29 protein-coding genes are annotated in these 25,423 nt (G+C 35.9%); 11 read left to right on the top strand and 18 right to left on the bottom strand.

What is annotated here, in order from left to right:
* Together ACIR310F_RS23560 and ACIR310F_RS0106290 are read right to left on the bottom strand one after the other, a co-directional pair.
* The coding region (locus tag ACIR310F_RS23560) for a type I restriction enzyme HsdR N-terminal domain-containing protein (protein ID WP_196803174.1) at positions 1 to 440 on the bottom strand (440 nt) is incomplete at its 3' end.
* Between the two features lie 85 nt (positions 441 to 525).
* Positions 526 to 1,413 carry an alpha/beta fold hydrolase gene (locus ACIR310F_RS0106290; RefSeq protein WP_028083076.1) on the bottom strand — a complete coding sequence of 296 codons (888 nt, stop codon included), beginning with the start codon at positions 1,411 to 1,413 and terminating at the stop codon, positions 526 to 528.
* Between the two features lie 142 nt (positions 1,414 to 1,555).
* Between ACIR310F_RS0106290 and ACIR310F_RS0106295 the strand changes: the two genes are divergently transcribed.
* From ACIR310F_RS0106295 to ACIR310F_RS0106315, 5 genes are all read left to right on the top strand, one after another.
* The gene (locus tag ACIR310F_RS0106295; protein WP_028083077.1) at positions 1,556 to 1,867 is read left to right on the top strand and encodes a carbon dioxide-concentrating mechanism protein CcmK; all 312 of its coding nucleotides are present in this window, start codon (positions 1,556 to 1,558) and stop codon (positions 1,865 to 1,867) included.
* Positions 1,868 to 1,955: 88 nt separating this feature from the next.
* Positions 1,956 to 2,306, top strand: a complete 351-nt coding sequence (locus tag ACIR310F_RS0106300) for a carbon dioxide-concentrating mechanism protein CcmK (RefSeq protein ID WP_028083078.1) — start codon at positions 1,956 to 1,958, stop codon at positions 2,304 to 2,306.
* Positions 2,307 to 2,714: 408 nt separating this feature from the next.
* Positions 2,715 to 3,857, top strand: a complete 1,143-nt coding sequence (locus ACIR310F_RS0106305) for a HetZ-related protein 2 (protein ID WP_051289494.1) — start codon at positions 2,715 to 2,717, stop codon at positions 3,855 to 3,857.
* Positions 3,858 to 4,116: 259 nt separating this feature from the next.
* A complete protein-coding gene (locus ACIR310F_RS0106310) occupies positions 4,117 to 5,043 on the top strand; it encodes a class I SAM-dependent methyltransferase (RefSeq protein WP_028083080.1) in 927 nt (308 codons plus the stop codon).
* Positions 5,036 to 6,013, top strand: a complete 978-nt coding sequence (locus ACIR310F_RS0106315) for a PrsW family intramembrane metalloprotease (protein ID WP_028083081.1) — start codon at positions 5,036 to 5,038, stop codon at positions 6,011 to 6,013. Before ACIR310F_RS0106310 ends, ACIR310F_RS0106315 begins: the two co-directional genes overlap by 8 nt.
* Positions 6,014 to 6,121: 108 nt before the next feature.
* Here the strand turns inward: ACIR310F_RS0106315 and ACIR310F_RS0106320 are convergent, their stop codons facing one another.
* From ACIR310F_RS0106320 to ACIR310F_RS0106345, 6 genes are all read right to left on the bottom strand, one after another.
* Positions 6,122 to 7,030: an AAA family ATPase gene (locus ACIR310F_RS0106320; RefSeq protein WP_028083082.1), complete on the bottom strand. Its 909-nt coding sequence runs from the start codon at positions 7,028 to 7,030 to the stop codon at positions 6,122 to 6,124.
* 209 nt (positions 7,031 to 7,239) lie between these two features.
* Positions 7,240 to 7,839 (bottom strand): hypothetical protein, encoded by a 600-nt coding sequence (locus ACIR310F_RS0106325; RefSeq protein ID WP_028083083.1) that lies wholly within the window; start codon positions 7,837 to 7,839, stop codon positions 7,240 to 7,242.
* Positions 7,836 to 9,251: an AAA family ATPase gene (locus ACIR310F_RS0106330; protein ID WP_028083084.1), complete on the bottom strand. Its 1,416-nt coding sequence runs from the start codon at positions 9,249 to 9,251 to the stop codon at positions 7,836 to 7,838. The genes ACIR310F_RS0106325 and ACIR310F_RS0106330 overlap by 4 nt, the downstream gene beginning before the upstream one ends.
* Before the next feature lie 290 nt (positions 9,252 to 9,541).
* The gene (locus tag ACIR310F_RS0106335) at positions 9,542 to 10,567 is read right to left on the bottom strand and encodes a bifunctional riboflavin kinase/FAD synthetase (protein WP_028083085.1); all 1,026 of its coding nucleotides are present in this window, start codon (positions 10,565 to 10,567) and stop codon (positions 9,542 to 9,544) included.
* Positions 10,568 to 10,667: 100 nt separating this feature from the next.
* Complete coding sequence (gene rsmG, locus ACIR310F_RS0106340) at positions 10,668 to 11,423, bottom strand: 16S rRNA (guanine(527)-N(7))-methyltransferase RsmG (protein WP_414534255.1); 756 nt, start codon at positions 11,421 to 11,423, stop codon at positions 10,668 to 10,670.
* 157 nt (positions 11,424 to 11,580) lie between these two features.
* Positions 11,581 to 12,261, bottom strand: a complete 681-nt coding sequence (locus ACIR310F_RS0106345; RefSeq protein ID WP_028083087.1) for an ABC transporter ATP-binding protein — start codon at positions 12,259 to 12,261, stop codon at positions 11,581 to 11,583.
* A 129-nt stretch (positions 12,262 to 12,390) separates the two neighbouring features.
* Here ACIR310F_RS0106345 and ACIR310F_RS0106350 point away from each other — a divergent pair, with 129 nt between their 5' ends.
* The 4 genes from ACIR310F_RS0106350 to ACIR310F_RS0106365 all read left to right on the top strand — a co-directional run bounded on the left by ACIR310F_RS0106350 (position 12,391) and on the right by ACIR310F_RS0106365 (position 15,161).
* Positions 12,391 to 13,314, top strand: coding sequence for a Sll0314/Alr1548 family TPR repeat-containing protein (locus tag ACIR310F_RS0106350; protein ID WP_028083088.1), 924 nt, complete (start codon positions 12,391 to 12,393; stop codon positions 13,312 to 13,314).
* A gap of 59 nt (positions 13,315 to 13,373) precedes the next feature.
* Positions 13,374 to 13,832 carry a DUF3531 family protein gene (locus tag ACIR310F_RS0106355; protein WP_028083089.1) on the top strand — a complete coding sequence of 153 codons (459 nt, stop codon included), beginning with the start codon at positions 13,374 to 13,376 and terminating at the stop codon, positions 13,830 to 13,832.
* 8 nt (positions 13,833 to 13,840) lie between these two features.
* Complete coding sequence (locus ACIR310F_RS0106360; RefSeq protein ID WP_028083090.1) at positions 13,841 to 14,272, top strand: NUDIX hydrolase; 432 nt, start codon at positions 13,841 to 13,843, stop codon at positions 14,270 to 14,272.
* A gap of 301 nt (positions 14,273 to 14,573) precedes the next feature.
* Entirely contained in the window at positions 14,574 to 15,161 is a 588-nt protein-coding gene (locus ACIR310F_RS0106365; protein ID WP_028083091.1) for a Uma2 family endonuclease, read from the top strand.
* An 83-nt stretch (positions 15,162 to 15,244) separates the two neighbouring features.
* On the opposite strand, the gene ACIR310F_RS0106370 is transcribed toward ACIR310F_RS0106365, so the two are convergent.
* Positions 15,245 to 15,517, bottom strand: coding sequence for a cupin domain-containing protein (locus ACIR310F_RS0106370; protein ID WP_028083092.1), 273 nt, complete (start codon positions 15,515 to 15,517; stop codon positions 15,245 to 15,247).
* A gap of 19 nt (positions 15,518 to 15,536) precedes the next feature.
* The gene (locus ACIR310F_RS0106375; protein ID WP_028083093.1) at positions 15,537 to 15,875 is read right to left on the bottom strand and encodes a Mo-dependent nitrogenase C-terminal domain-containing protein; all 339 of its coding nucleotides are present in this window, start codon (positions 15,873 to 15,875) and stop codon (positions 15,537 to 15,539) included.
* 695 nt (positions 15,876 to 16,570) lie between these two features.
* Here ACIR310F_RS0106375 and ACIR310F_RS21755 point away from each other — a divergent pair.
* A complete protein-coding gene (locus ACIR310F_RS21755; RefSeq protein WP_035367699.1) occupies positions 16,571 to 17,353 on the top strand; it encodes a hypothetical protein in 783 nt (260 codons plus the stop codon).
* A gap of 67 nt (positions 17,354 to 17,420) precedes the next feature.
* Here ACIR310F_RS21755 and ACIR310F_RS0106385 read toward each other — a convergent pair whose 3' ends face one another.
* The 8 genes from ACIR310F_RS0106385 to psbP form a co-directional block, all read right to left on the bottom strand.
* Positions 17,421 to 18,158, bottom strand: coding sequence for a DevA family ABC transporter ATP-binding protein (locus ACIR310F_RS0106385; RefSeq protein WP_035367700.1), 738 nt, complete (start codon positions 18,156 to 18,158; stop codon positions 17,421 to 17,423).
* A 139-nt stretch (positions 18,159 to 18,297) separates the two neighbouring features.
* Positions 18,298 to 19,452 (bottom strand): ABC transporter permease DevC, encoded by a 1,155-nt coding sequence (gene devC / locus ACIR310F_RS0106390; protein ID WP_028083095.1) that lies wholly within the window; start codon positions 19,450 to 19,452, stop codon positions 18,298 to 18,300.
* 77 nt (positions 19,453 to 19,529) lie between these two features.
* Positions 19,530 to 20,939, bottom strand: a complete 1,410-nt coding sequence (locus tag ACIR310F_RS0106395) for an HlyD family efflux transporter periplasmic adaptor subunit (RefSeq protein WP_028083096.1) — start codon at positions 20,937 to 20,939, stop codon at positions 19,530 to 19,532.
* 736 nt (positions 20,940 to 21,675) lie between these two features.
* Entirely contained in the window at positions 21,676 to 22,404 is a 729-nt protein-coding gene (locus ACIR310F_RS0106400; protein WP_028083097.1) for a phycocyanobilin:ferredoxin oxidoreductase, read from the bottom strand.
* 56 nt (positions 22,405 to 22,460) lie between these two features.
* On the bottom strand, positions 22,461 to 22,814 hold the full coding sequence (locus tag ACIR310F_RS0106405) for a HepT-like ribonuclease domain-containing protein (RefSeq protein ID WP_028083098.1): 354 nt from the start codon (positions 22,812 to 22,814) through the stop codon (positions 22,461 to 22,463).
* Positions 22,804 to 23,094 (bottom strand): nucleotidyltransferase family protein, encoded by a 291-nt coding sequence (locus tag ACIR310F_RS0106410; RefSeq protein WP_028083099.1) that lies wholly within the window; start codon positions 23,092 to 23,094, stop codon positions 22,804 to 22,806. The genes ACIR310F_RS0106405 and ACIR310F_RS0106410 overlap by 11 nt, the downstream gene beginning before the upstream one ends.
* A gap of 92 nt (positions 23,095 to 23,186) precedes the next feature.
* A complete protein-coding gene (locus ACIR310F_RS0106415; protein WP_028083100.1) occupies positions 23,187 to 23,780 on the bottom strand; it encodes a Maf family protein in 594 nt (197 codons plus the stop codon).
* Between the two features lie 80 nt (positions 23,781 to 23,860).
* Complete coding sequence (gene psbP / locus ACIR310F_RS0106420) at positions 23,861 to 24,406, bottom strand: photosystem II reaction center PsbP (protein ID WP_028083101.1); 546 nt, start codon at positions 24,404 to 24,406, stop codon at positions 23,861 to 23,863.
* 511 nt (positions 24,407 to 24,917) lie between these two features.
* Here psbP and ACIR310F_RS0106425 point away from each other — a divergent pair.
* Positions 24,918 to 25,250 (top strand): hypothetical protein, encoded by a 333-nt coding sequence (locus ACIR310F_RS0106425; RefSeq protein WP_028083102.1) that lies wholly within the window; start codon positions 24,918 to 24,920, stop codon positions 25,248 to 25,250.
* Positions 25,251 to 25,423 lie beyond the last annotated feature (173 nt).

The raw sequence follows: 25,423 nt of genomic DNA on the forward strand, positions 1-25,423 counted from the left end.
TAAGAAAATAGTTGTCCACCATTTTCTATCATGCGATTTTTTTCTTTTTCATATTCCTTACCCCAGGTTTTACACTCAATGATAATTAAAGACTTTTCTTCTCTATCAAAAACAGAAATATCTGATTTTCCACTTTTACCAGTTCTTCCTAAAGGGAATTTACGTTCTAAGACTAAATGTTTAGGTTCATAACCTTTTTCTAATAATCTATTAACACATTCTAAAACAACGAAATTCTCAGGTTGACTAAAATTAGAGGTAGTTTCGTCTTCTACTGAAATTTTATCCCCATAATCAATTTTCTCATTGGCAAAATTAACTTTAATTACATAGTTTTTATGGTTAGTATAGATTTTCAGGTAATTTTGTTGAAAAATATCCGATTCTTGTTCTATAAATCCTAAATGAGAAATCAGAGATTTGATTCTTGTTTTATCCATCTTTTTTACTGTGTATTGATCATCATTGATGTTTGATTATCTTCTTAAATTGGGAAAATGGTGGGTTAATATACTTAACCTTCCTTTAATTCCGAAATTCTAAGATATGTTGGGCGACAATTTGTGGTTGTTCTAAATGGGGAATATGACCACAATTTTTAATCCAAATTAGCTGACTTTGAGGAATGGCTTTAGCGAATTTATTAGCGTCCCCAGTTCCTAAAATTTTATCACTATCACCCCATAAAATTAAAGTTGGTTGTGCAATTTTCGCCAGTTGTGGAAATTTAAAAGCACCATAACCGCCACTTTTCGTAAAAGCAATTAAAGCCTGAGTCCAATTCGGCATTTGTAGATGTAAAGCTCCGCAACATAAAGTATCCGCAGAGATTAGACTAGGATTTTTATAAGCAGTTTTACAAATGCGATCGCGTACCTTGGGATTTCGTAAAAATTCCGTAGCCCAATAATCCAAAGGAGGAAATATATACTTACTTAATGGGGAATTAGCTTTCAAACCCGCGCTATCAATTAATATCAGTTGTTTTACTGCTTCTGGATAAGTGAGGGTAAAATCTATAGCGGTCGCACCACCCATAGACGCACCCACCAAAATCACAGGCCGATTAATTAAAGTTTGCCAGAAAGAGAAAAGATGAGTTTTAATTGATTCAGGACTATAAGTAATTCCCGGTAATCTATCCGTAAAGCCAAACCCTAATAAATCCACCGCCCAAACTTGATTATTTTCAGCTAGTAAAGGCAAAATTTGCCGATATTCAAGGACAGAACTATCAAAACCATGAATTAATAAAATTGGTGTACCACCCTGACCTTGATGGACATAAGTAGTATCAATAGTTGCATTTATACAGGGAACAGCGATCGCTTGACGTTGGATATTTTGGGCCAAAGCGATAGATGTGGTTTGTGTGAGTTGCCCAACTGCGGGGGGGAGAAAACTTGGAAACATAAAACCCAGTTTACATCAGCGCGTACCACTTGCAGCAATACCCAGTAATTAATTAAAAAAGAAAATTTCCACAAAAATAAAAATCGGTACACAATCCTCGTAAAATAAGAATCAATTATCCCTAACGTAGGAGATTCAGCCCATGCCAATGGCAGTTGGCGTAATTGAAACATTAGGTTTTCCCTCGGTTTTAGCATCAGCAGATGCCATGGTTAAAGCAGCGGGTGTCACCATTGTGTACTATGGTATCGCCGAAGGTGGTCGCTTGATAGTTGCCGTCAGGGGACACGTTGCCGAAGTCGAAACAGCCGTGGCCGCAGGTATTACTGCGGGTGAAGAAATCTATGGTGGTCAGGTTATTACCCACTACATTATTCCCAACCCCCCGGAAAACGTAGAAACGGTCTTACCCATTCACTTCACATCGAAATCCGAACCTTTCCGTATTTTCTAAGTAAATGCGCTATCAAAAATTGAAGTCTTCCTTCATACAAGTAATTTGTAGCCATCTATAACTTTATATTCAAAACAGGAGATGAGAAATGTCATTACAGGCCGTTGGATCATTAGAAACTAAGGGTTTTCCCGCTGTCCTCGCAGCAGCAGACGCAATGGTAAAAGCAGGACGAGTGACCCTAGTTGGTTACATCAGAGTTGGTAGCGCCCGGTTTACAGTTAACATTCGTGGTGATGTTTCTGAAGTGAAAGCCGCTATGGCTGCCGGTGTAGATGCTGTAGAAAAAGTTTATGGTGGTACTTTGGAATCTTGGGTGATTATTCCCCGTCCCCATGAAAACGTAGAGGCTGTATTACCAATCGCTTATACAGCAGAAGTACAACAGTATAGAGACTCCGTAGAAAATCCCATTATTGCTGGCTCTAACAGAGGTTAATTTAATACTCTATGAATGAGTAAGGGGTAAGAGGATGAATGCAGTAGTCTGAATTAATACTGAAATTGGCTATAGTCAATCATGGCTACACAGATAAAAATTGCCTACGCAGGTGGGAAATTCTTGATTTTTCATTAGTCTGCTCAAGTGAACTTGGCTTGGGTAGTAGCGAATTATATTCGCTTTTAAAACATCCTCTAATAAACATCCAGCGGTAAAGATTGTAGAGCCGAAAATCCCTAACAGAAGAACCTCTCTACATCCTTTACCGACAATGTCTATTAAATCATCTATTCTTATCTGCTTTTATCTGCGGTCAATCATTCTAGAAATCTTATACATAATAAATTAGGAGTTATTAATTGCCACTAAATCGCCAAATCTAATTTCGAGGAGAGCAATATTGCTATGACACAAAATGGGGCAAATATAGCTCAATATTGGCAACAACGACTGGCTACAGAATGTCCAGAACAAAGTCAGGCTAATAGAGAAAGTATTATTTCCTGGCTGTTGGGAATAGATTTAAACCGGTTTAATTTACTTAACCCCAAAGAATTAGAAATTGCTAAACAAGCAATAGAATATCGGTGGCGAATTTTGCACAAACGCTATTTAGGAATGAGCAGAGAAAAGGCTTATTGTCAACTTATTAATCGTTTGGGTAGCGTAGTTACGATTAGAAATAAAATTCAGTCTTGGATATCTCTAAGCAGAGATCGTCAGCGTAGTGTTGTTGATGTACTTCAAGAAGTGCTTCAGGAATTATTACAAAGTGATTCCTATATTCAACAGCAAATGAGCCAAATTAGCGCATTAACAACAGATAAAAGATTGCGAGATATGTTGTTATTTGCTAGTATTGAAGAATATTGTTTACGTCCAGTTCGCAATCAACCAATATTAATGTACAGGTTTGTTAATTACCTAAGAAGAATCCAGAGAGGAGGCTTAACACAAGTACCTACCAGCGAATTAGTGAAACTTGTTTCCCAGGAGATTATAACGGAAAATAACGATCATCCTGTTAGTTTAATTGATCATCAAGCGATCGCACAATTTGAAGAAACTCAATATTTAGAAGAACAACAAGCTAACCGTCAATTAGTTCAAGAAGAATTTGCAGAATATTTATTAGCAAATATTGGACAACTAGCTGTAGATTGGTTGCAGTTATATCTGCAAGGTAAATCTCAAGAACAAATTGCCAAACAACTTAATAAACCTATTAAACAAGTATATCGTCTCCGAGAAAAAATTAGTTATCATGCTGTGCGAATTTTTGCGATTAAACGTCAACCAGAATTAGTAGATAACTGGCTTTCTGCATCCTTAAAACAAGATAATTTAGGGTTAACTGCAACAGAATGGCAACAACTTGAAGAACAATTAACCCCTTTAGCCCAGCAAGTTCTCAATTTGTGTAAAGCTGGTAATTCCATGGAAGAAATAGCCCAAAAACTACAATGTAAAACCAATCAAATTCTCAGTGAATGGACTAAAATCTATCTGGCCGCCCAAAAGCTGCGAACTAATAATTATCATCCCTAAAAATCAAGAATTATCAATCACGCCCATTAAAAGTTTATTACAGCCTTTTCCGCTCTGATGAGGTACAAAGTTGAATCATGAAACTCTTGTGGTGCGGGCATCTTGCCCGCTAGATATGTACCTCATAACACCGGTAAGTGCTGTAAGTTTATTAAATTACGACCACTTTGATAATTTTGATAATATTGCAAGTAAGTATTAAATTTGATAAAATTCTTAGGATTTAATGTATGTAAAGGCTACTTACCAAAATTGATTTATGACAATTACCATCAACAATGCCCCAGATTTAGCTTCTCGCTGCATTAATGGCATTTTAGCGATTAAACCCCTAGCAAACCTGGCCAAACACCAAGCCCGACAAATGATGATTAAACGGGCAGAAAAAATAGGTGTACCCTGGACCCAAGAAGTAGAAAAACTGCAACAGCGTGACTGGGTAAAAGACTTATCAAAAGTTGAAAATCCCCAAATTCAAATTAATTACCCAGAATACTATTTGCGGACATTTCATGCTTACGAACAGGGAAATTTAGGTTGGCCGGCAGCTTTTGAATTAGAAGTAGCTGCTCGCACCGTTCATGCTAGTATCTGGACTGAAGCTGGTTCTGAAGGTGACACCAAACTGCGCCAAAGTTACCACAATATTCTCAAAGAAAAAATTGATTCCCAACCACAAAATATATTAGACTTAGGATGTGCGGTAGGATTAAGTACCTTTGCCTTACAAGCAGCTTATCCCCAAGCCAAAATTACTGGTTTAGACTTATCTCCTTACTTCTTAGCTGTAGCTAATTATCGTAGTCAAGAACATCAAACTCAAATTAACTGGGTTCACGCTCAAGCAGAATCTACAGGGTTTACAGATGCTACCTTTGATTTAGTTTCCATTTTTCTGATGTGTCATGAATTACCACAATCAGCCACTTACAGAATTTTTACTGAAGCTAGACGTATCTTACGTCCAGGTGGCCACTTAGCAATTATGGACATCAACCCCAAAGCAGAAAATTACAAAAAAATGCCACCTTATATTTTGACGCTGCTCAAAAGCACCGAACCTTATTTAGACGAATATTTTAGTTTGGACATTGAACAAGCTTTAATTAAGGCCGGTTTTAACGCTCCTACTATTACTAGCAATAGTCCTCGTCATCGTACTGTAATTGCTCAGGTGAGTGGATAATTTATTACTAGTCCTATGGGCAGTAATTCCCCCCTTGCTGTTTTTGTGGTTTTACTACCGCAGAACCCCTGCTGCCCCACCTGTGTTAAATTTACTCATATTGTTCATTATCGGTGCTGTATCTGGTTTTGTGGCTCTTGGGCTGGAATTTGCTCTAGAAAACACTGCTAACTGGCTTTTAAACTGGCAACAGATACAGCGTCATTTTTCTGGTATAATCTTCCGGCAAATATTAGCAATAGCACCAATTGAGGAAGGTTGTAAATTAGTAGCAGTTATTCTGCCCGTTTGCTATTTACAACGTCAGTATTATTTGCGAGGTACTACTGTCTTTTTATTTACTATAGCAGTAGGGTTAGGGTTTGCAGCAGAAGAAACCTGGATTTATCTATTTAATGGTACATCCTCAATTTTAGAAAGGACTATTGGTACACCAGTTCATGTGATGTTTTCCGCTCCTTGGGGTTACGCTTTAGCGGTATATATTGCTACCAAAACAAGGTGCGATCGAGATCGGAATTTAATTTTTACCGCTTGGTTAAATTCTGTCTTTTTTCATGCTTTAGTTAATATTTTATCTATTGCTGGCAGGTTTCCACAGCCCTTATACTTACTTACTTATGGTTTATTTCCCTTGCTGTTATGGATGTTTTGGAGGTGGGAAAAATTACTGAGAAAATTACAGCGTAAACGTCCTTTAGTGTTAATTGGTGGACATAGATCCTCAGTGCGTAATTGGCAAAAGGGTTTAGTATTATTAATGTTTTTATTGGGTGGAAATTCTATATTTAGATTTTTGATTTTGTATAGAAAAATTAGCCTTTTGCGGTGGGAACTTTGGTTTGAGCCAGGGATTTTTTGGTTTATAATCAGGGATATTGCGCTCAATCTCTGTTTAGGAGTTTTAGCTTGGTTAATTTATCGGTATTTACGGAATTTAGTGCGTCCTGGGTACTTTTTTAATAGTTAATACTTTGTACATAAGTCCTCAATAAATTTACCATAACCATTTCTCATCACCAATTTCAGAATAGGTATACTCTATGGGAAGTTATACCTCCCATAATATTACAACATATTAAGGAATAGGCACAGAGCGCAATAACCGTTCAACTATAGTTTTAGCATTTCGTCCCCCTCTAGGAATCAGACGATGACAAAGAACGTGGGGTGCAAGAAACTTGATATCATCGGGAAGAGCATATTCTCTACCTAAGATAAAAGCCAAAGCTTGAGTAGCTTTTTGTAACGCTACCGTACCACGGGGACTAACACCCAGGGTAATTTCCTGATCATGTCTAGTAGTCCGCACCAATTCTAAAATGTATTCTTGTAAAGATGTTGCTACTTTAACCTGGGAACAAGCTTGACGTAATGCTTGTACTTCTTCTAAAGTGATACAGGGCTGTAAATCAGTAACATTTAAACCTACTTGTAAATTTTGCAGCATTTCCATTTCTTCAGATTCGGAAGGATATCCCAAACTTAAAGACAGCATAAACCTGTCCATTTGCGCTTCTGGGAGGGGAAAAGTCCCTTGATACTCAATGGGGTTTTGGGTAGCAATGACAAAGAATGGCTGCGGAACTGGACGGGAAACACCATCAATTGTGACTTGATGTTCTTCCATGACTTCCAGTAAAGCTGACTGAGTACGGGGTGTAGCGCGGTTGATTTCGTCAGCTAGTAGGACATTAGCAAATATCGGACCGGGGAGAAATGTAAATTCACCGCTTTTAGGATTCCAAATATTTGTCCCAGTGATGTCTGTGGGGAGTAGGTCAGGGGTACATTGTAACCGTTGAAATTTACCATCTACGGAACGAGCTAGAGACTTGGCCAAGAGGGTTTTACCGACTCCTGGGACATCTTCTAATAAAGCATGACCACCACCAAGTAAAGCTACTATGACCAAGCGTACAGCTTCATGTTTACCAACGATGGTACGAGCTAAATTTTGTGTTAAAGCGTCAATTTTTTCTCTCATGTAGTACCTGGGGGGAAATGTAGAAGGTTTATTTCTGAATTTTGACTAAAAACTTGTTTAATAGTTTAGCCTTTTCTACAGTATTCCCAGGTAACAATCTTAATCCAGCATGAGAATTAAAAATTTCTTGAGTTAATAAACCACTGACGCAAATAGAGAAAAGTCAAAAAACAGATGTTTTTAAGAGGTTTTACGTTTGAATATATTATTCACTCACAGATTTTATAATTGATTTCAAAAACTGGAAAACCATGATCTTCTTCTAAAAATTTTCTCGCAAGTGCTATCCAGCTTGAATTAAATCTTGGATAAAATTCAGGAGTACAAACATAAGCTTCTAAATTTAAACCTGCGTAGTTTCGATTTAATTTTAAATTAAACCAACTGATAGTGTTTGTTAATTGGTCAATAGCCTTTTCTCTATTTTTAGATATTGCTCTTTCTTCTTCACTCGTTGCATTTAATTTGAACTCTACAAAACAAAAATCATTTTCATCAAAAAATATAAAATCGCAATGAGAATTACCAAATCTTAAAAGTCCCTTTTTCCCATCAATAGGAATAAAGCCAACCATTTTAGCATTACTTATATTAAATAATTTAGTAATATCAAAGCCATTTTTACCAGTGTCAACACCATTTAGTTTAATAGTAAATGTATTATCATCTAAATTGTGATTGATAATAATAAAAGACTGTCCTTGATAGTCTATGATTGAAAATTCTGATCTCATTTCAATTTCCAGAACATCGGAAAAGTTATCAAAAGCAGTTGATAGAAGTTCTTTAATATCCTCAAATTTGCTCATTTTCTTTTGAAAGTTTTAGCGTGAATACTGTACAAAGCTTGAAAATCACCACCCAAAATTTCCGAAACTGTATCTAAATAATTTTGTTGAATAGTACCTTTTTCTTGATTAAAAATAGGTTCGCAATACCTAGTATCCTCACTAACAGATTGATTTCCCAAAGAATAAGCAGAAAAATCTTTAGCACTTAACCAAGAATCTTGGGGAATTATTTGTGCTACTTCTGATTCTGTTGACGGATTTTTTTCAACTACTCTATTCGCAAAGAGTAAATTATTAAAAACTGTGAGAACATAGGGACTATGGGTGGTGATAATTAGTTGATTATCATCATTTTGATTTATCATTAAAGTCAATAATTCAATTAGTTGCTTTTGAGCAACAGGGAATAAATGAGCTTCTGGTTCTTCCAATATTCTTAATATTTTGGTATTGTCAAGAATATTCAAGAAGATATCTTGTAAAATTCTTATGGATTCTTGTTGTCCTGATGAAGTATTAGAAAGCTTAACATATTCTTCTGTTTCCTTGTTAAATACTATTTTCTCTCCCCAATTATCAATTCTGTATTCACCTTTGAGTATTTCATCTATTCGTTTTTTGATATCATATAATTTTTGTTTGAGATTTTCATCATCTTCATAACTTTCAATTACCCCTTCAAAATTACCATTGCCAATTTTTTTAAATTTACCTTTAATTATATCAACTTTTTCCATAAATTTTAGCATTAATGTTTCATCTATTGTTTGTTGCTTACCTGCAAACTTCTTCTTGCTATTTTTCTCTAAACGACTGCTAACATCTGCAAACAATAATTTTTCAAATAAGTCAGAATAACTTACTGTTGCATTCCTACCAGCGATTACAAATAATGAATCTTCATGATACATTTGAAATGATTCATTCAACAGTTTAGCAAGCCTTTGAGCGTATTTAATTTTATTTTGCTCATAAGTCAATTGTTCATAAATATCATTTGTATTTAAACTCTGCTGAAAAAGTTTTTTAATTGCAGTTGCGGAAGTCCTAAAATTTTCATTTAATAAATTATCACTAAATCGAGAATCTAGTCTTTTCTTATCATTAAGACTTAATTTTAGATATTTGTCATTCTCTACACTATAATAAAATTTTATTTCAAAATTAGGTAAGTGCAATGTAGAACCGAAAAAATCATAAAACTTTTCTCTTATTGGAAATATAAGATCAGAAGTAATATCAAAATAATCCTTCTGCGTATCCTGATATATTTGGCTAAATAAATCATCTCTTAGTGATTTAAAAAAATAAATCAATTTAGCAATAGTGCTTTTACCACTAGCTTGTTCACCAATTAAAACTAATATTTTCTTGACTTCAATTTCTGCATATTTAATTGCACCGAAATTATTGATGATTATTTTTTGCATAAGTAAATATGATTTTTTTATGACTACATAACAAATGTACCATAATAGAAATACTTTTTGGGAGGTTATAGCTCCCATGATATTTCATATTAAATAAGCGGTTTTTTTATTTGTAGATGCGCTTTTTACCTTTCTTATTACAGCAAATTTAACGTAATTGTACCACACTCTTGTTTTTATATTCCTTTCTTCCTTTGCGCCTTTGCGCCTTTGCGTGAGATTTTCAAACGTGGTTCATTTACCTGAAAATCACTGTAATGTTTAGATTACCATTGAAAATCCCCCCAATATTAAGAATTAAAAATTGCTTGAGCTGCTGTACAATCAAGTTGAATTTGATTTTTCAGTGCTTCCAATGAGGGAAATTTCTGTTCAGGACGCAAGAATCTTACTAACTGTATCTCCAAAATTTTCCCGTATAAATCACCAGACCAATTTAAACAATGTACTTCTACACGAGTATCTATACCATTAACTGTGGGACGGTTCCCGATATTCATGACCCCTAATTGCGGAATAGGGTCTGTATCTGGAGTTTGATTATGAATGATCACCTCCACAGCATAAACACCATGACGAGGTAAAAATTTATCTTTTGGTAGTTGGATATTCGCTGTAGGAAAGCCGATAGTTCTACCTAATTTTTGACCTGTTACTACTTCACCCGTAAGAGTATAAGGTCTTCCCAGTAGACGATTTGCTTTAGGAATATCACCTACTTCTAAACTTTCTCTAATTAAGGATGTACTGATACGAGTATCATCCGTGGTAGACAAGCTGTCTGTATCAGTTTTTATAGGAACTATGGTCACGGGTATATTGTATTTAGCTGCGAGTATTTGCAAATCCTGGGCTGTACCCATACGCTTCTTGCCAAAACAGAAATCTTGGCCAACGCTAATTTGTTGACATTGGAGTTGTTGAACCAGAATTTTATCCACAAATTCCTCCGGGGAAAGAGCAGACAATTCTCTATCAAAAGGTAATAATACCAATTGTTCTACCCCAAGCGATCGCAATTGTTGTACTTTTTCATCCAGTGGTGTTAATAAATCACGGGGAAGTCCTGTAAAAAACTCATGGGGATGGGGATCAAAAGTAACAACGGTTGAGTAGGGGCGCGGATTTTTGCGGTCTGGGGGGGTTGAATTTTCCCCACTTTCACCCCATACTGACTGTAATACTGGCTGAATTACTCTTTGATGACCAAGATGAACACCGTCAAATTTGCCAAGAGCAACAGCAGTTGGTGTCAGCAGTCCTTCTGTTGAAGAAGCAACCCATACAGAACAACCATTTTGAGACAAATTTAACACTTGGATTTGGGGATTTTAAGTTTATTGTCGTTGGCAGCGTTGACGCTCTCACGCTATATATCTAATCACTAATCTAATCTAAAATCGAGAAATTCGCTGATTAAATTGGTTTTTGACTGGGTATACCAACCCCACGGGGAAAACTAATTGGGGTGTTGGTGACTTTTCGCAAATAAAGGCAATGACGCATACTATTACTCAAAGGAGTAGAAAATTCTTCAATTAATTCAACTACTCCACCTAATTGTTCAATAGCAGTTTCTAAACTTTCATTTTCTGCTTCGCTCCAACTACCCCGATAAATTATCGCCAAACCGCCTTTTTTGACTAATGGTAAACTATATTCCGCACAAACAGAAACATTTCCTACAGCCCGAATCACAGCGACATCATAATTTTGTCTGTGTTCATACTGTTGACCAATTTCTTCCGCTCTCCCCAGTAATGTTTGAGCATTATTGAGAGCAAGTGCTGATAAAACAGTTTCAATAAAATTAATTTTCTTCCCTGTAGAATCTAAAAGTGTAACTTGCGAATTGGGAAAAATTAGAGCAATTGGTAAACCAGGAAAACCCGCCCCTGTGCCAATATCAATTATTCGTTTTCCTCTGTCAATTCCAGGAATAAATATTTGTTTGGGTGCAATTCCTCGCAAGGAGTCCCAAAGATGTTTTTCCCAAAATTCTTCAGGTTCAGTAATCCTAGTTAAGTTAATTTGGCGATTTCCCCCAATGATTAATTGATAAAGTTGTTGAAATTGGTTTTCTTGTAGATTTGTCGGTTGCCAATTCAGGGTCTTTTGCCATATTTCCGCCATTTTCGGCAAATTAGCAATAGATAAAGATTCTGTATCCATTATTGAAAATCACTTTTTCTTATTAATTTTAACCGATTTTTACTTGATCATTGATCTCAAATTCATCTGCGGTTAAATTCCCTATTTCTTGACAAAATATGAATTAAATGAACCACGAAGACCCAAAGGACGCGAAGCAGGAAAAAGAAAGTTAATACTAACCTGGTAAATTAGTCACTACTTCTTGTGTTTTATTTCCCAAAGTTGTCGGCTTAACTGATTTTAAAATACCATGATCTAGTGTCCAACAATAATCAGCTATTGGTAATATATCACTGGCATCATGTGTGACAACTAACAATGTCCAATCTTTTTTCAGTTTGGCTAATAAGTTTACCAGTTGCCGACGCATAGACCAGTCTAAACCGGCTGTCGGTTCGTCTAATAGTAATAAATGCGGCTGACGAATTAATTGGACTGCTAAAGCTAACCGTCTTTGTTGTCCACCGCTTAAATTAGTGGGTGATACAGATAAGGATAAGTTATTTAATCCTACTTCTGTTAATGCTTGTTTAACCTGTTCTAATCCCAACTCAGGATGTCCTAAGCGTAATTCTTCTAAAATTGTCCCGCCGCAAAAGTGTCGTTCTGGAAATTGAAATACTAAACCTGCTAATTGTTGCAGTTGTTCGCCTATGAGTCCCTGCTCTCGCCAAAAAACCCCACCAGTGGTAGGATTAGCTAGTCCAGATAGAATTTCTAATAAGGTGCTTTTCCCTGAACCGCTAGGTCCAATTATTAAACCCAGTTTCTGGGGTGGTAATTCTAAGTTAATGGCTTGGAGAATTGCTTTGGGGCAAGCCGTGGGGTGATAAGTTAGATTTCTAAGATACAGCATCTGTTAAGATTACCAAGTTAGGGTAAATTTTGGTGGCAATAGACGTAATTTATAATTCATATAATTCGCTGTTTTGCATTTTAGGTAATAGATAAAACAATTTCAACCGTAATTATTCTCATGATGACTATGTTAAAACAGTTCTTAATTCCTCAATTCATCATATCTTGGCGATTTCCTATATTTTTGAAAGTGACTGTTACTACTTCAATCCTTTTAAATCTATTTGTAAATTCCTCCTTTGCTGCTGATCCATTTCGGACTCAAGAACCTCGTAATATTGGTGATAATACGGAAGCTGTTTTTAAAGCGATTTTCCAAGAGGGAAATTACCCAAAAGCTAAAAATTCCTTACAAGCAGCTATTTCTAGCGAACCCAATGAACCCTTAATTTATGTGATTCAGGCTGGTTTAGCTTATAGAGATCAAGATTGGGCTAGTCTAGAAAAATACAGTCAAAAAACTCTGGAAACTGCACAAGATCTTATTCCTAGTGATCCATTACGTGGTAATTTATACACTGCTGTCGGTCATTTTTTAGAGGGGGCGCTAATTCTCGGTCGAGAAGGGACTATCAATGGTGCTGGACCTGCTTTTAGTCGCTTACGAAAAGTATATACATATTTTGACAGAGCCGAAGAAATTTCTGCTACTGATCCAGAGTTAAACTTAATTCGTGGCTATATGGATTTAATGTTAGCTGTAAATTTGCCTTTTACCAGTCCAGATGATGCAATTGAACGGTTACAAAAAAATGCGTCACCTGGTTATTTAGTAGATAGGGGTGTTGCTTTAGCCTATCGAGATTTGAAACAATATTCTCAGGCTTTAGATTATGTCAACCGCGCTTTAAAAACAACTGCTGACAACCCAGAAATTTACTATCTAAAAGCTCAAATTCTTCAGGAGAAAGGAAAAAGGGAAAAAAGTCAGGATTTAATTAAGGAAGGAATAGTTTATTTTGACAAAGCATTAGCTAAAAAATCCCAGCTTCCTGTTAATTTAGTCAAACAAATTGAATATGAACGCAGTCAAGCTGTTAATAGTCAGTAGTCAGTTGTTCGTTGTCATGAAATTCTAGTTATACCAATTACAAATTACCCATTACAAAAATGCAAATTCAATTCCGCGAGTTTAATCCTTTTGATGTCTGGATCTGGTTGAAGTTTAGCACCATTCCCTCCCTACAAGAAAAAAAATATGTAGAAGAAGTATTTACTTCCTGGTTTTATTTAGGTAAATTGGGGGGATTCAATGCGGAAAATCTGCAAGTACAAGATACAGGAATTGATATCAGCTACATGAATTATGATGAACAAGGCTATGATAAAAGCTTACTGGCTTTGATGCACAATATGGGTGAATTTGAATATGAAGGAGAATGGATGCGTTGTTGGTTTGATTTGGGAACAAGTGATGCGATCGCTTTAGACATTCTGATCAACGCACTAACACAATTAAGTCAGGAATATGTTACTATTGAAGAAGTATATATTGGAGGTGAAAATTCAGATTGGCCTATAGAAAATAGTGAAAGTCACCCCGATTCAATCTACGATCATTATAATTAATTACTATCATGAATAAAGAAGGTCAAATTCGAGTAATTGTTTTAGCACTAATTCGAGACGGTAATAGAATCTTTGTTTCTGAAGGATATGATCCTACAAAACAATCAATCTTTTATCGCGCTTTAGGTGGTGGTGTAGAATTTGGTGAAACTAGTCGCATAGCTTTAATTAGAGAGTTTCAAGAAGAAATTCAAGCCGAATTAACCAATATTCGCTATCTAAGTTGTATCGAAAACCTATTTACTTTTAACGGTAAACAAGGACATGAAATTATTCAACTCTACGAATGCGATTTTGCAGATTCCAAATTTTACCACATCGAAAGTTTAACTTTTTCAGAAACACCAGAACGTCAACATCGCGCATTATGGATAGATATTTCCCGGTTTAAATCTGGTGAATTAAGATTAGTTCCTGAAGTATTTTTTGATTTCTTATAAACAGTTTTCTAAACCCACGCAGGTGGGTTTTGTCTCTGTAGACCCGGTTTCTAACCGCCTAATTTAGTCTAAATAATCAATTGAGTTGAGAAGTCGGGGATATTATTGCTATTTTAAAAACAAAGGTAAATAGAGGACTCCTATTTGATTTTTGATAGCTTGCGTTGCGTAGCCATACAAGACTCAGTAGGTATCAATTCTGTCTTTACTGTTCCCTGTTCCCTGTTCCCTGTTCCCTGTTCCCTGACCACACAAGTAAATTCACAGAATCAAACCAGATTCCTATAGGAGAAAGTTAATTATGACCTTACAATTAGCAAAACCACAGGTTAAAAATTTTCGCTTTAATATTTCTCAATATCATCAAATGAGTGCAGCCGGTATTTTGTCAGAAAATGATAAAGTAGAACTGATTAATGGAGAAATTATAGAAATGTCACCAATTGGTAGAAGACACGCAGCTTGTGTTGACAGAATTAATCGCTTATTCAGCAATATTCTGGGAATAAAAGTAATTGTTAGGGTACAAAATCCGATTCTCTTGAATAACTTATCTGAACCTGAACCAGATATCGCATTACTAAAACCTCGTACAGATTTTTATGAATCTGGACACCCTCAACCCCAAGATATATTCTTATTAATTGAAGTCGCAGATAGCAGTATTGAATATGATAGAGACGTGAAAATTCCTCTCTATGCTAGTAGTGGTATTACTGAAGTTTGGTTAGTTGATATTTATCAACAAGTAATTATTGTCTATCGCTACCCTAATGAACATGGTTATAGGGACATTCAAACACTAAGTCGCGGGGAAAAATTGTCAATTTCAGCATTCCCCGAAAATAATTTATTTGTAGACGATATTTTAGGAACAATAGTTTCATAGCAACCCGCTAAAAAATATCAAATTCCCACCTCTCAGATATTGATTATTTGGGTTGCATCAAAATTAGTAACAATCAATTACAATTAATTAAAGCGATAATGTTTCTTGACATCGCTGATAACTTCCCAAACACAAGACATACCAGCAGGAAAAGTCACTAAATCTCCTTTACTTATTTGTACCGCTTGTCCTTCATGAGGAGTGACAATGACATTACCTGCTAGAAAGTAGCAAACTTCCTGATCATCGTAAGTCCAGGGAAACTTGGATATTTCCTTCTCCCAAATTGGCCAATTAAATACATCTAACTGATGGAGATGTGTAAGACTTGGTTGATGTTCGACTTTAATTTCCATGGCCTATTGAATGTTGTATTTAGCAGTAAGACTGAATGTCCTCTCCACACTTATCTACTAAATAACATAATGCACGAAAGCGCAAGCCTACAAACTGGTCATATAGGGGGTTAAATTTGCATAAAGGAGGAATGTGGGCGATTTTGCGACCAAAAACCACGATATCACGCTCAAAGGGACATTGGGCAGGAATAAGTTTAGCAATCAATTTAGCGACTTGACGATTATCAATTTCGATGTCATCCAGATATTGACGTAATTTTTGCAACAAGTTAAACTTATTCTTACCTGGACGGGTTTCTTCTATAGGGTGAACAAAACTAGAGATAATCATGGGTTGACCATTAGTTTTCAGCATAGTCGTAAATCCTTTGTGAATGAGAGTGATCAAAATTTGCCTTGGTCACGAAGATGATAAATTGTCTTGGCAATTTGCACTGAACTTGAGGAACGGTAAAGTAGTTGAACTAATTTTCATTTAAACGGGCTTGATGGGGAATAACTGTTCCCCCCAATACAAAATAACAAAGAAAAGATAAAAGTGGTATAGCATTAGCTTATGAATTTCTGATATTCAATATATTAATCTCATATATGAGATGCCAATAATGCTCTAAAAACTGGACAATAATTATTATATACATCGGCAATAACATGGACTTATACAGCTTTTACCTCTGCCAAGCCGTATAACTATAAGGAAACCATAACATCAATTGTAGGTTATGGAATGTCAATAAAAATGTGATATAAGTTACATTCATTTAACTAAATTCTGAATGCTGATAACCTGTTAATATAGCCATCGTAAAATGACCAGAAAATTTTAGATTTTATTTAGATTTTAGATTTTAGATGAGGAATTTTCGGTACAAGCGCAGCCTCTTCAGTACGGAACTAATCCAAATTCAAAATCGTCAGTCCGAAATCTATTGACATTTGCAAAAATTGCAATAGTATAGTATTGCCTGGAAAAACCTGCCCAAAATTAGCAATGCACTAGGTATATTTCAACAATCAAATATCAGTCTTATAGTTATAAGGTTGCAAATTATGTCCAGTACAAATTCCCTCAATCAATCGTCTGTACCCAAGATTACAAAAACAACTAAAGCCGTAGTTGCCAATGAGTCCCAAAGTCCACCATTGTTACTATTTGCCAGTGGAGGAATGGTTTTAGCTCTGATTGCTGTAATTGTTTATAGTAAAATTTTATTACAACAGAGTGAAAAAAAATTAAATTTTGAAAAATTCCGCACGCGAGAATTAGACAAAAAACTGAAGTTAGCTTTGGAAACTATTCGCAAACTGGAGAACAATCCCGATTTAGCTGACTCACGGCATTTTAATCTAGATTATCTGCGAATGCGGATGTCAGAGGATGTATTCCATTTAGCCCTGATCAATCAAATGAAAATCAAGATTAAAGATAAGATATCTCCGGTGCTGCGTCCTAGTCAATCGAGTCAAGGTTCAGTGGGAGTTGCCAGTAGCAGTGGTAAGCAGATAGATGAAACTTTTGATATTGAATATGAAACTGGTGTAGCGCCGAAAATTGTGAAGCGGGTACTATTCCGAGTACAAATTCGATTAATTAAGTTACCAATTCAAGCCACTTCTACTACTGTCTCCCAGATAATTGATTGTATAGAAACCTACTTGACTACTAGAGAAAATAATGATAGCTGGCAACCGACTATTCACGGTCGGATTGTTTATATGCATTGGGATCAAAAGGCTAAACCTACCCCGCTGCTTGTACTGGAACAATTAAATGAAGGAGTGAATGTGACATTTAAAACTACGCGCAAAGCACCTGTAGTGACAAGATACTAATGAGTAAATTCACTTATTCAGACTCTAGGCAAAAACAACAACAACTTTAGATTAAAAAAAACTTGAATCAGGTGTTATGATTATTTTTCTTAGAGTCGTGACTCAAAGCGACATTTTGAGCATCACGGGTGAGAAGACCATCTTCCATTTCCACAATGCGATCGGCAATATCTAAAATCCGGTTATCATGGGTAACAAGTAAGATAGCAGTTCCCTGATCTTTAGCCAAACGCTGCATGATTTCCACTACATCACGTCCTGATTGTTTGTCTAATGCTGCTGTTGGTTCATCAGCCAATACTAAAGGAGGATGATTGACTAAAGCGCGAGCGATCGCTATTCTTTGTTTTTGTCCACCTGATAAATTATCTGGATAGTAATTAATACGTTCTTGTAAACCCACAGATTTCAGCATAGTTTCCGATTGAGAAATAGCTGCTGATTGGGAAATACGATGATTTAATTCTACAGCCATTTGCACGTTTTGTCTAGCAGTTAAAAAACCCAATAAATTGTGAGCTTGGAAAATATAACCAATATTACGACGCATCTTTACTAGTTTACTTTGACTTGCGCCGCACAGTTCTTCACCTAAAAATTTTAGACTTCCTTCTTGTACCGATCTTAAACCACCAATTAGGCTCAGTAATGTTGTTTTACCTGAACCTGATGGACCGGTCATAATTACAATTTCTCCGGCATATATTTCCAGATTAATATCAAATAAAATCTGTTTTCTCAGAGATCCTTTACCATAGTAGTGATTAATGTTTTTAATAGTTATTACAGGTTTTTTGTTGATCATAATAGAAAAGTTGAGAAGAAAGATGGAATAATCAGGGCTGATAAACCTTTAAGCATAACCAGAGCGGTTAAGATAACCACCCCACAAGAGTTTTAATTTTAGGTAATATGCAAGTTAAATACCCATTATATATTACCTATTAAAAAATATCTGCTGGGTCAGCAGAACCCAATTTACGAATAGCAATCATTCCTGAAATAAAGCACATTAAAATAGTTAACATGATTACCATAATAGCGCGATTATAACTCATGAATATGGGTAAAAGAGTAGCGTCTCTAGCAACATTGTACAAAACAAGAGCGCAGGCAAATCCGGGTAAATAACCGACAACAGCTAATAAAAAAGCTTCTTGAAGGATCACGGTTAATAAATAATTTTGAGTGTAACCTATGGCTTTGAGAGTAGCATATTCAGATAAATGATCTGTTACTTCTGTATACAAAATCTGATAAACAATGACAGTTCCCACAATAAAACCCATAATTGTTCCTAATGTAAAAATAAAACCAATAGCCGTACTACTTGCCCAATAATTTCTTTCAAATTCAACAAATTCCTCCTTAGTTAAAACATTAATACCTGTAGGTAAATAACTTCGCAAATATTGAGCCACTTGATTAGGATCTGCGCCAGGTTTTAACTTAATTACCCCAATATCAATTAGTCCCCGTTGACGATTATTAAAAATTCGCAAAAAGTTAATATCGCTAGTAATTAAATTACCATCTGCACCAAAAGATGCTCCTAAAGTAAATAATCCACCCACCTTAACTTGTCGTCTTCTTACTTCAGCAGTGACAATTTTGCCCTGATTAAAACTATCAGTAATCGGACCATATTCTACCCGAGAAGAACGATCATATAAAACCACATCAGGCAGTTTAAGTTTATTTAAATTTTCATTTACTCCGGGTAAATTAAACAAATTAACCTCTGGATTGATGCCGAAAATTAAAATACTGCGAGGGCGACCTGTAACGGGATTTCTCCAGCTTGTATAGTCTAAATATATGGGATGTACTGATTGAACTGTGGGTAAATCTAACGCCTTATATAAAGTTCTTTGGGAAAAACTTTTCATTGATAAAACAGCATTAGATTGATTATTAATTAAAATCACATCACCTGCTAAACTGCTGTGCATTCTGACGTTACTATAATAGAGTGCATCCCGGAAACCTAATTGCATGAACATTAAAATATCAGCAAAGGCAATACCGGACAAAGCTACTGCTAGGCGAGTTTTTTCTCTTGTCAGTTGTAGCCAAGATAAAGGTATTTTTCCTGCCATTTTTTAGCTTTTTTTGATTTTGATTGGGGAATTAATTAAGTAGTTTAACCTGAATATTTTTTCAGAGAAATCGGAAGTTAATTAGCATTAATTTCCACTGTAACTTTAGCATTAGTTAAACCAGAAACTTGCTTATTAAATTCTGGAGATAAAGCAATTTTCACTTCCACAACTCTAGCATCAATATCTGCCGCGGGGTCGTTATTCAGAACATCTTTCTTGCCAATTTTTCTACCGATTTCCGTAACTTTACCCTTTAATTGACCATTAAATGTGCCGTTATCACTCGAGATAGTAGCAGTTTGACCTAAACGGATTTTACTAATACTATCTTCAGGAACTTCTGCAACTACAAACATTTGATCGGTTTGTCCAATTTCCGCAATTCCATTTACACCCATCATTTCCCCTGATTTAGTATGAATTTTTAATATTTCACCGTAACTAGGAGCTTTAACATAACTTTGCCGAAGTTCTGCTTGGGCTTTTCTCATGAAGGCAATTGCATTAGTAACCTGAGCTTGAGCTACTTGAACATTTAGTGGACTAACTACTAATAGACGATTTAATTTTTCTCTTTCTTCGTCTATTTGTTTTTGCAAAGTGGCTATAGTTTTATTGCGGTTAGCAGTAGCTTCAATTAACTGCTGTTGTAAAGTATTTAGAGTTTTTACTTGATTAGCTCTAGCTTCAGAAATTTGTTGTTTTATAGTAGCTATTGCCCGTTTTAAACTAGCTTGACTTTCAATTAATTGTTGATTAGTTGTCACTGCATTTAACTGTCTTCTATCTCGTTCTTGCTGAGAAATAGCACCTTGTTTGTATAAAAATTCATAACGTCCAGAATCTACTTGAGCATTACGTTGTTCTGCTCTAACGCGCTCAACTGTAGCTTTTAAAGACTCCCTTTGTCCCAATAGTTCGGCCTCTAAACGGGTAACTGTGGCTTCTTGGGCAATTTTCTCACCACTTAACTGAGCCGCAATTCTGCTAATCATGGCTTGTTGAGCTTCCTTTTCCCCGGCCAATTGGGCTTGTAATCGGGCAATAATGAATTTTTGGGCTTGAATATCCTTGGGAGAACCCGCACGCACCTGGGCTAAATTCGCGCGGGATTCTTGCATCTTGGCTTTGGCTTCCTCGACTACGGCCATACTGGTATCGCGGTTATCTAAAATAGCCACAACCTGCCCTTGTTGTACTCGTTGTCCTTCTCTAACTAGAAGTTGCTGGACTCGTGAATTACCTGATAAACCCGCAGGAGCGGAGAGTTTAATAATTTCTCCTTTTGGTTCTAAACGTCCTATGGCGCTAATAGTATTGGGAATTGGTGCTACAGATACAGCAGAAGTCAGTTTTTTCAATTGTTCCATTCTGGTTGTAGCTAGTAAACCGGCAGCTAATGCTACTGGTAAGGCTACAGCAACACTTAACCAAACTTTAGGTTGTTCAACCTTAAATTTCGATTTTTCATCCACCGTTGACATGATATGTTACCTATTGATCTGAATTGTGGTGATGAAACTAAAAAAAATTAACTTAGCTATAGGGGAATTAGTCACTTTATGAATTAAGTTAGTGACTATGGAAAATCCACATTTTTATGGCTTGATTTTGACAACCATTGTTTAATTGGTATGATTGACTTTGGCTCAACTACATGATAATCATCTTAATCTCTATCAACTTTGACCTTAATTTATTCAATTAATAAATTAAAGTTTTAAACTTTGATTGTTAGGGTTAATTGAGGAGAATTTGCAAGTATTTTTAAGATTACTAGCAGTTTTTAAAACATCTGTTTAATCCCTTACTTTTTTGTGAGAATATCAAGAAGATTTAAGATTTACAAAACACATAAAAAATCTAACAGCACAGGAAATAAATGATAATTTTACCAATTAATAATCACTAGTTATCGGCGTAAATTAGATAACTAGAAATTTGGGTGATTAACTTCAGTTTCCCGTCAGAGAAGTATCAGTGGTGATCACTTCATGTAAATTCTACATTTATTGATTGAGAGAAAACGTAACACAACTTACAGTTAGAGTAATAGAGTAGTAATGGGAAGTATTTGGCTATCAGAGATGATTTATAAATTTATAAAGTAATCTTAAATAGTAGGTGAATGGAAAAAAACCGACATAAGTAACGAAAAGTAAAGTTACCCAAAACCTCTTCCCTGTTCCCTGTTAAGAGTTCCCTTGTCATGCTGAATGCTTACGGTAAGTCAAATAAAACTGTAGTCATATAATTTTCTGCCCATTCTGTACCAAAAGCTTTTTCTAGAACTCTCCGGGTTTTATCATTTTGTTGTTGTTTTGTACAGTAGTTATGTTGTCCAGCAATAATTTGATCTACTTTTTCTGGTGTGACTGGACTAGATGCAATTGCTTGTGTACAATGTATTTCTAGAAATGACTTGACTTGAGATAAAAAACTTATTTCTTCTGCGGAAGAAGTAGGACGAATAAACAGACAAAAATCAGAAAAGATATTTCCCCATTCTGGTAATTCACGAGGTTGAGAAAAGTTGGGTTTAGTTAATTCCCTGAGTTGAGAATTATAACCATCTGGTAAAATCCGATCTAAATTTACAGGAGAAAGATCAGCAATAGCGGCACTAATTTGACCTCTACCTCCCACTAAATCACAGCCAAACATGGGTATATCATATTCTGGACGGGGAAACATCACACAATGAAGAATATCTAACATATTACCGACTCTTGCCAGTTCTAAGTGCATTTTGCGAAACTGGGAAGTTTGATAACAACGATTTTCAATAATCAATTTTTCTCCCTCTAGTCTACCTTCCACATATCCCAACTCCGCAGGTAAATGGTATGGTGATAAGTCTAGGTGTTGATGCCAAACTGCTTCAATACAATCAGCTAGTTGACGAATTAGGGGATGTTGTTGTTCGCGCAAGGAAGGAGTAAAAGACATAATTATTTGACAAATACAATTTATTTGTTAGTTTACAACTATCTGCACCCGATCAACTATTCTTCTGATATTTCTCTCTCCAGTATTTTTTGTAATTGTGGTAATAATGGGGATAAATCATTTTGAATAGTTACCCAAATCCTATTCAAATCAACTTGAAAATATTCGTGAGTTACCACATTTCGCATTCCTCCCATCAAACGCCAAGGTATAAGAGGATAGCTTAACTGAATATCGTTTGGTACATTTCTACTAGCTTCTCCAATCACGACAAAATCATAGAGAACAGCTTTGACAATCGTTTGATTTTTTGCAAATTCTTCAAAGGTTATATCCCTTGTCCTTTGTTCAATTTCATTGATAGATAAGACAATATCTTGAACGCGAAGCCGCCAATCTCTAAAAGGCACGAATGATATCCTTGAATACAGGTTTTCGCAAATGTTCTTTCAAAGCATCCTCAGTTCCCAAATCTACAGGACATCCCAAAATATCTTCTAAATAATACTGCACTCGCAAAAGTTGAAACAACCCACCCGGACGATTAAACTCCACTAAAAAGTCTATATCGCTATCTAAACGAGCTTCATCCCGCGCTACTGAACCAAACAAATTAAGGGATTTTACTCCCAATTCCTGCAACTTTTCTCGATGTGCTGCTAAGGTTGTTATTACCTCATCTCGTTTCATGTTTTGTTTTCGGAAACTAATTTCATATTCAGATAGTAGTCTCTATTTTCTAACATTTTATCGGAGAAAAATTGGGAATAATAATTACCCAACTATCCCCAAAAATCTGTCACTTCATATCCTAATTCTCCGATCATTTCCCGTAATAGAGGTAAACTTAAACCAATGACGTTACTATGACAACCCTCGATTTTTTCCACAAATAAACTCCCGTACCCTTCTAAAGCAAATGCTCCAGCGCATTTGAGGGGTTCACCTGTTTTTACATAGGCTTGAATCGCGCGATCGCTCATTTTAGCAAAATACACCCTAGTAACTTGACACTTGACCAGATGCCGATTTTGTGATGTGTCAATCAATACATGACCTGTATACAAGTCGCCAAAATTACCTTGCATTACTTGCCAACGAGCGATCGCTTCCTGATCATCTGCTGGTTTACCATGGATTTTACCATTAATTGCCAAAACTGAATCACAACCCATGACCAAAGCTGATGGAAATTGAGAAACTACAGTTTCCGCTTTAGACTGGGCCAAAGTTTGTACTAATTCCCCTGGTTCATTGAGTTGTATTTGCGACTCATCAAAATCACTAGGGCAAATTATTGGGTCAATACCGACAGTTTGTAGTAAACGACGACGCGCAACGGAAGCAGAAGCAAGGACAAATTGCGGAATTTTCATGTCTTGAGTCTTGAGTGTTGATCATTAGTAATTGGTAATTTCCCCTATTCCCGTCCCCATTTTTAATTATCAATAGACAATTAATACACAGTAAAAGAACTGACAACTTCATCAATCATGCGTTGTATTTTTTTCCAGCGTTTCTGGGGTACTGACGCATTAAAGGTAAAAAGCTTACCACGACTTACAGCCACACTAGAGATATTGTGTCTTTTTTGTCCATTAGGAAGTTTAACTTCATATTCTAGAAAGTAGTAAATTTTACCATTTATTTCCCTTTGCGCTGCATTGATTAATTCAGCGGTGCGGCCGGAATCAACAGGAGCAAGAGCGGCTTTTCCCAACTTATAACCGACTTCTGAGGGTGTTCCTAGTTCTGACAAAGTTTTACCAGCAGGAACGGGACTAATGATCACAGAGACATTTTCTGATACTTCAATCAAATCGTGAAATACCACATCAGGTCCATCAGCAACCTTCACTTGTAACCAACCATTAGGATAATTAAACTGATAACCATCAGCACTGTCTACAAAACTCTTAAGTCCAGCAGCTTCAGCTACACTGGGGCTAATTATGCTGAAGCTCAACACCAATAATAAGATTAAAGTAATTCTTTTGCACATTTTTTAAGATTCCTTTGGTTTGTCAGCAACACAAAGCAGGGATGATTTCAAGTTTTTATTCTCTCACTAATTGGAGATGTCTAATGAGTAAAAAGGCAATTATAGTTATACAACTATTTAAATAAGTGTAATTACGTATATAATGACAAATTCAATAGAATTACCATAGGAAAAAATTAAAACATCCTGAACTGATTGGTCAAAAGGAGAAAAATCTGCGTAAGCTCCCGTGAAAGTCAATATTCCCAGTTGTTACCCAGGTAAATTTTATTTTCCTAACTTAGTCAAGGCTTGTAATCTGGGCATCTGTCCGACTAAAATGATCCAAAATAAATGCAACTAAGTACCAATCATAATTTCTGAATATTTCTTTTTTCAGGAAAACATCATTGGGCGTTAAATTGTATTAGTGATCATGAATATAGCGATTATCAGTTGGACGAGAACATACAATTATCATTAAACCTAGATAGTCGCCTAAATTTCCACCCTATTACCCACTCCCTGTGATATGAACTCTCAACCAGAAGAAGACCTACAGCGTCGTCTGCAAAATCTAGAAGCAGAAATCAAGTCCGCTGGAGTTAATACCCAAGGACCAAAGGCACAGACACCTATCACAAGTTTCTTTAAATGGAACTTATATTTAGAAAGATGCAGAATTTGGTTTAATAGTTTATCAACAATTAAAAAGCTGGTAGTTACAGGTATAGTCATGCTTTTAACTGTTTGGATACTGCAAACAGTATTTGCTTTAGTCGCTTCTGTAATTAGTTTGGCAGTTTTGGCGGGGTTAGTGTATCTTGGATACAAATTTTTTGTTGCTGACAAAAAAGGGAAATAAGCGATAGCCTATTTTCATCACCCTAGCACTGGTATAAAAATAAATTCACAGGTAATTATCTAATGGCGAATCCAATTATGGGGAGAAGCAGTAATCAATCTAGCCGCCCAGAAGAACCGAAAAAAGTCAATATTACATCACTAACAGCTAGGCGTTTTGCGGCTTGGACGGTG

The sequence above is a fragment of the Dolichospermum circinale AWQC310F genome (assembly GCF_000426925.1).
Classification (GTDB): Bacteria; Cyanobacteriota; Cyanobacteriia; order Cyanobacteriales; family Nostocaceae; genus Dolichospermum; species Dolichospermum circinale.

Excerpts from the sequence above, each read along its gene's own strand:
- ACIR310F_RS0106290 (WP_028083076.1), bottom strand. The coding sequence starts at position 1,413 with ATGTTTCCAAGTTTTCTCCCCCCCGCAGTTGGGCAACTCACACAAACC.
- ACIR310F_RS0106295 (WP_028083077.1), top strand. The coding sequence starts at position 1,556 with ATGCCAATGGCAGTTGGCGTAATTGAAACATTAGGTTTTCCCTCGGTT.
- ACIR310F_RS0106300 (WP_028083078.1), top strand. The coding sequence starts at position 1,956 with ATGTCATTACAGGCCGTTGGATCATTAGAAACTAAGGGTTTTCCCGCT.
- ACIR310F_RS0106305 (WP_051289494.1), top strand. The coding sequence starts at position 2,715 with ATGACACAAAATGGGGCAAATATAGCTCAATATTGGCAACAACGACTG.
- ACIR310F_RS0106310 (WP_028083080.1), top strand. The coding sequence starts at position 4,117 with ATGACAATTACCATCAACAATGCCCCAGATTTAGCTTCTCGCTGCATT.
- ACIR310F_RS0106320 (WP_028083082.1), bottom strand. The coding sequence starts at position 7,030 with ATGAGAGAAAAAATTGACGCTTTAACACAAAATTTAGCTCGTACCATC.
- ACIR310F_RS0106325 (WP_028083083.1), bottom strand. The coding sequence starts at position 7,839 with ATGAGCAAATTTGAGGATATTAAAGAACTTCTATCAACTGCTTTTGAT.
- ACIR310F_RS0106330 (WP_028083084.1), bottom strand. The coding sequence starts at position 9,251 with ATGCAAAAAATAATCATCAATAATTTCGGTGCAATTAAATATGCAGAA.
- rsmG (WP_414534255.1), bottom strand. The coding sequence starts at position 11,423 with ATGGATACAGAATCTTTATCTATTGCTAATTTGCCGAAAATGGCGGAA.
- ACIR310F_RS0106345 (WP_028083087.1), bottom strand. The coding sequence starts at position 12,261 with ATGCTGTATCTTAGAAATCTAACTTATCACCCCACGGCTTGCCCCAAA.
- ACIR310F_RS0106350 (WP_028083088.1), top strand. The coding sequence starts at position 12,391 with ATGTTAAAACAGTTCTTAATTCCTCAATTCATCATATCTTGGCGATTT.
- ACIR310F_RS0106355 (WP_028083089.1), top strand. The coding sequence starts at position 13,374 with ATGCAAATTCAATTCCGCGAGTTTAATCCTTTTGATGTCTGGATCTGG.
- ACIR310F_RS0106360 (WP_028083090.1), top strand. The coding sequence starts at position 13,841 with ATGAATAAAGAAGGTCAAATTCGAGTAATTGTTTTAGCACTAATTCGA.
- ACIR310F_RS0106365 (WP_028083091.1), top strand. The coding sequence starts at position 14,574 with ATGACCTTACAATTAGCAAAACCACAGGTTAAAAATTTTCGCTTTAAT.
- ACIR310F_RS0106370 (WP_028083092.1), bottom strand. The coding sequence starts at position 15,517 with ATGGAAATTAAAGTCGAACATCAACCAAGTCTTACACATCTCCATCAG.
- ACIR310F_RS0106375 (WP_028083093.1), bottom strand. The coding sequence starts at position 15,875 with ATGCTGAAAACTAATGGTCAACCCATGATTATCTCTAGTTTTGTTCAC.
- ACIR310F_RS21755 (WP_035367699.1), top strand. The coding sequence starts at position 16,571 with ATGTCCAGTACAAATTCCCTCAATCAATCGTCTGTACCCAAGATTACA.
- ACIR310F_RS0106385 (WP_035367700.1), bottom strand. The coding sequence starts at position 18,158 with ATGATCAACAAAAAACCTGTAATAACTATTAAAAACATTAATCACTAC.
- devC (WP_028083095.1), bottom strand. The coding sequence starts at position 19,452 with ATGGCAGGAAAAATACCTTTATCTTGGCTACAACTGACAAGAGAAAAA.
- ACIR310F_RS0106395 (WP_028083096.1), bottom strand. The coding sequence starts at position 20,939 with ATGTCAACGGTGGATGAAAAATCGAAATTTAAGGTTGAACAACCTAAA.
- ACIR310F_RS0106400 (WP_028083097.1), bottom strand. The coding sequence starts at position 22,404 with ATGTCTTTTACTCCTTCCTTGCGCGAACAACAACATCCCCTAATTCGT.
- ACIR310F_RS0106410 (WP_028083099.1), bottom strand. The coding sequence starts at position 23,094 with ATGAAACGAGATGAGGTAATAACAACCTTAGCAGCACATCGAGAAAAG.
- ACIR310F_RS0106415 (WP_028083100.1), bottom strand. The coding sequence starts at position 23,780 with ATGAAAATTCCGCAATTTGTCCTTGCTTCTGCTTCCGTTGCGCGTCGT.
- psbP (WP_028083101.1), bottom strand. The coding sequence starts at position 24,406 with ATGTGCAAAAGAATTACTTTAATCTTATTATTGGTGTTGAGCTTCAGC.
- ACIR310F_RS0106425 (WP_028083102.1), top strand. The coding sequence starts at position 24,918 with ATGAACTCTCAACCAGAAGAAGACCTACAGCGTCGTCTGCAAAATCTA.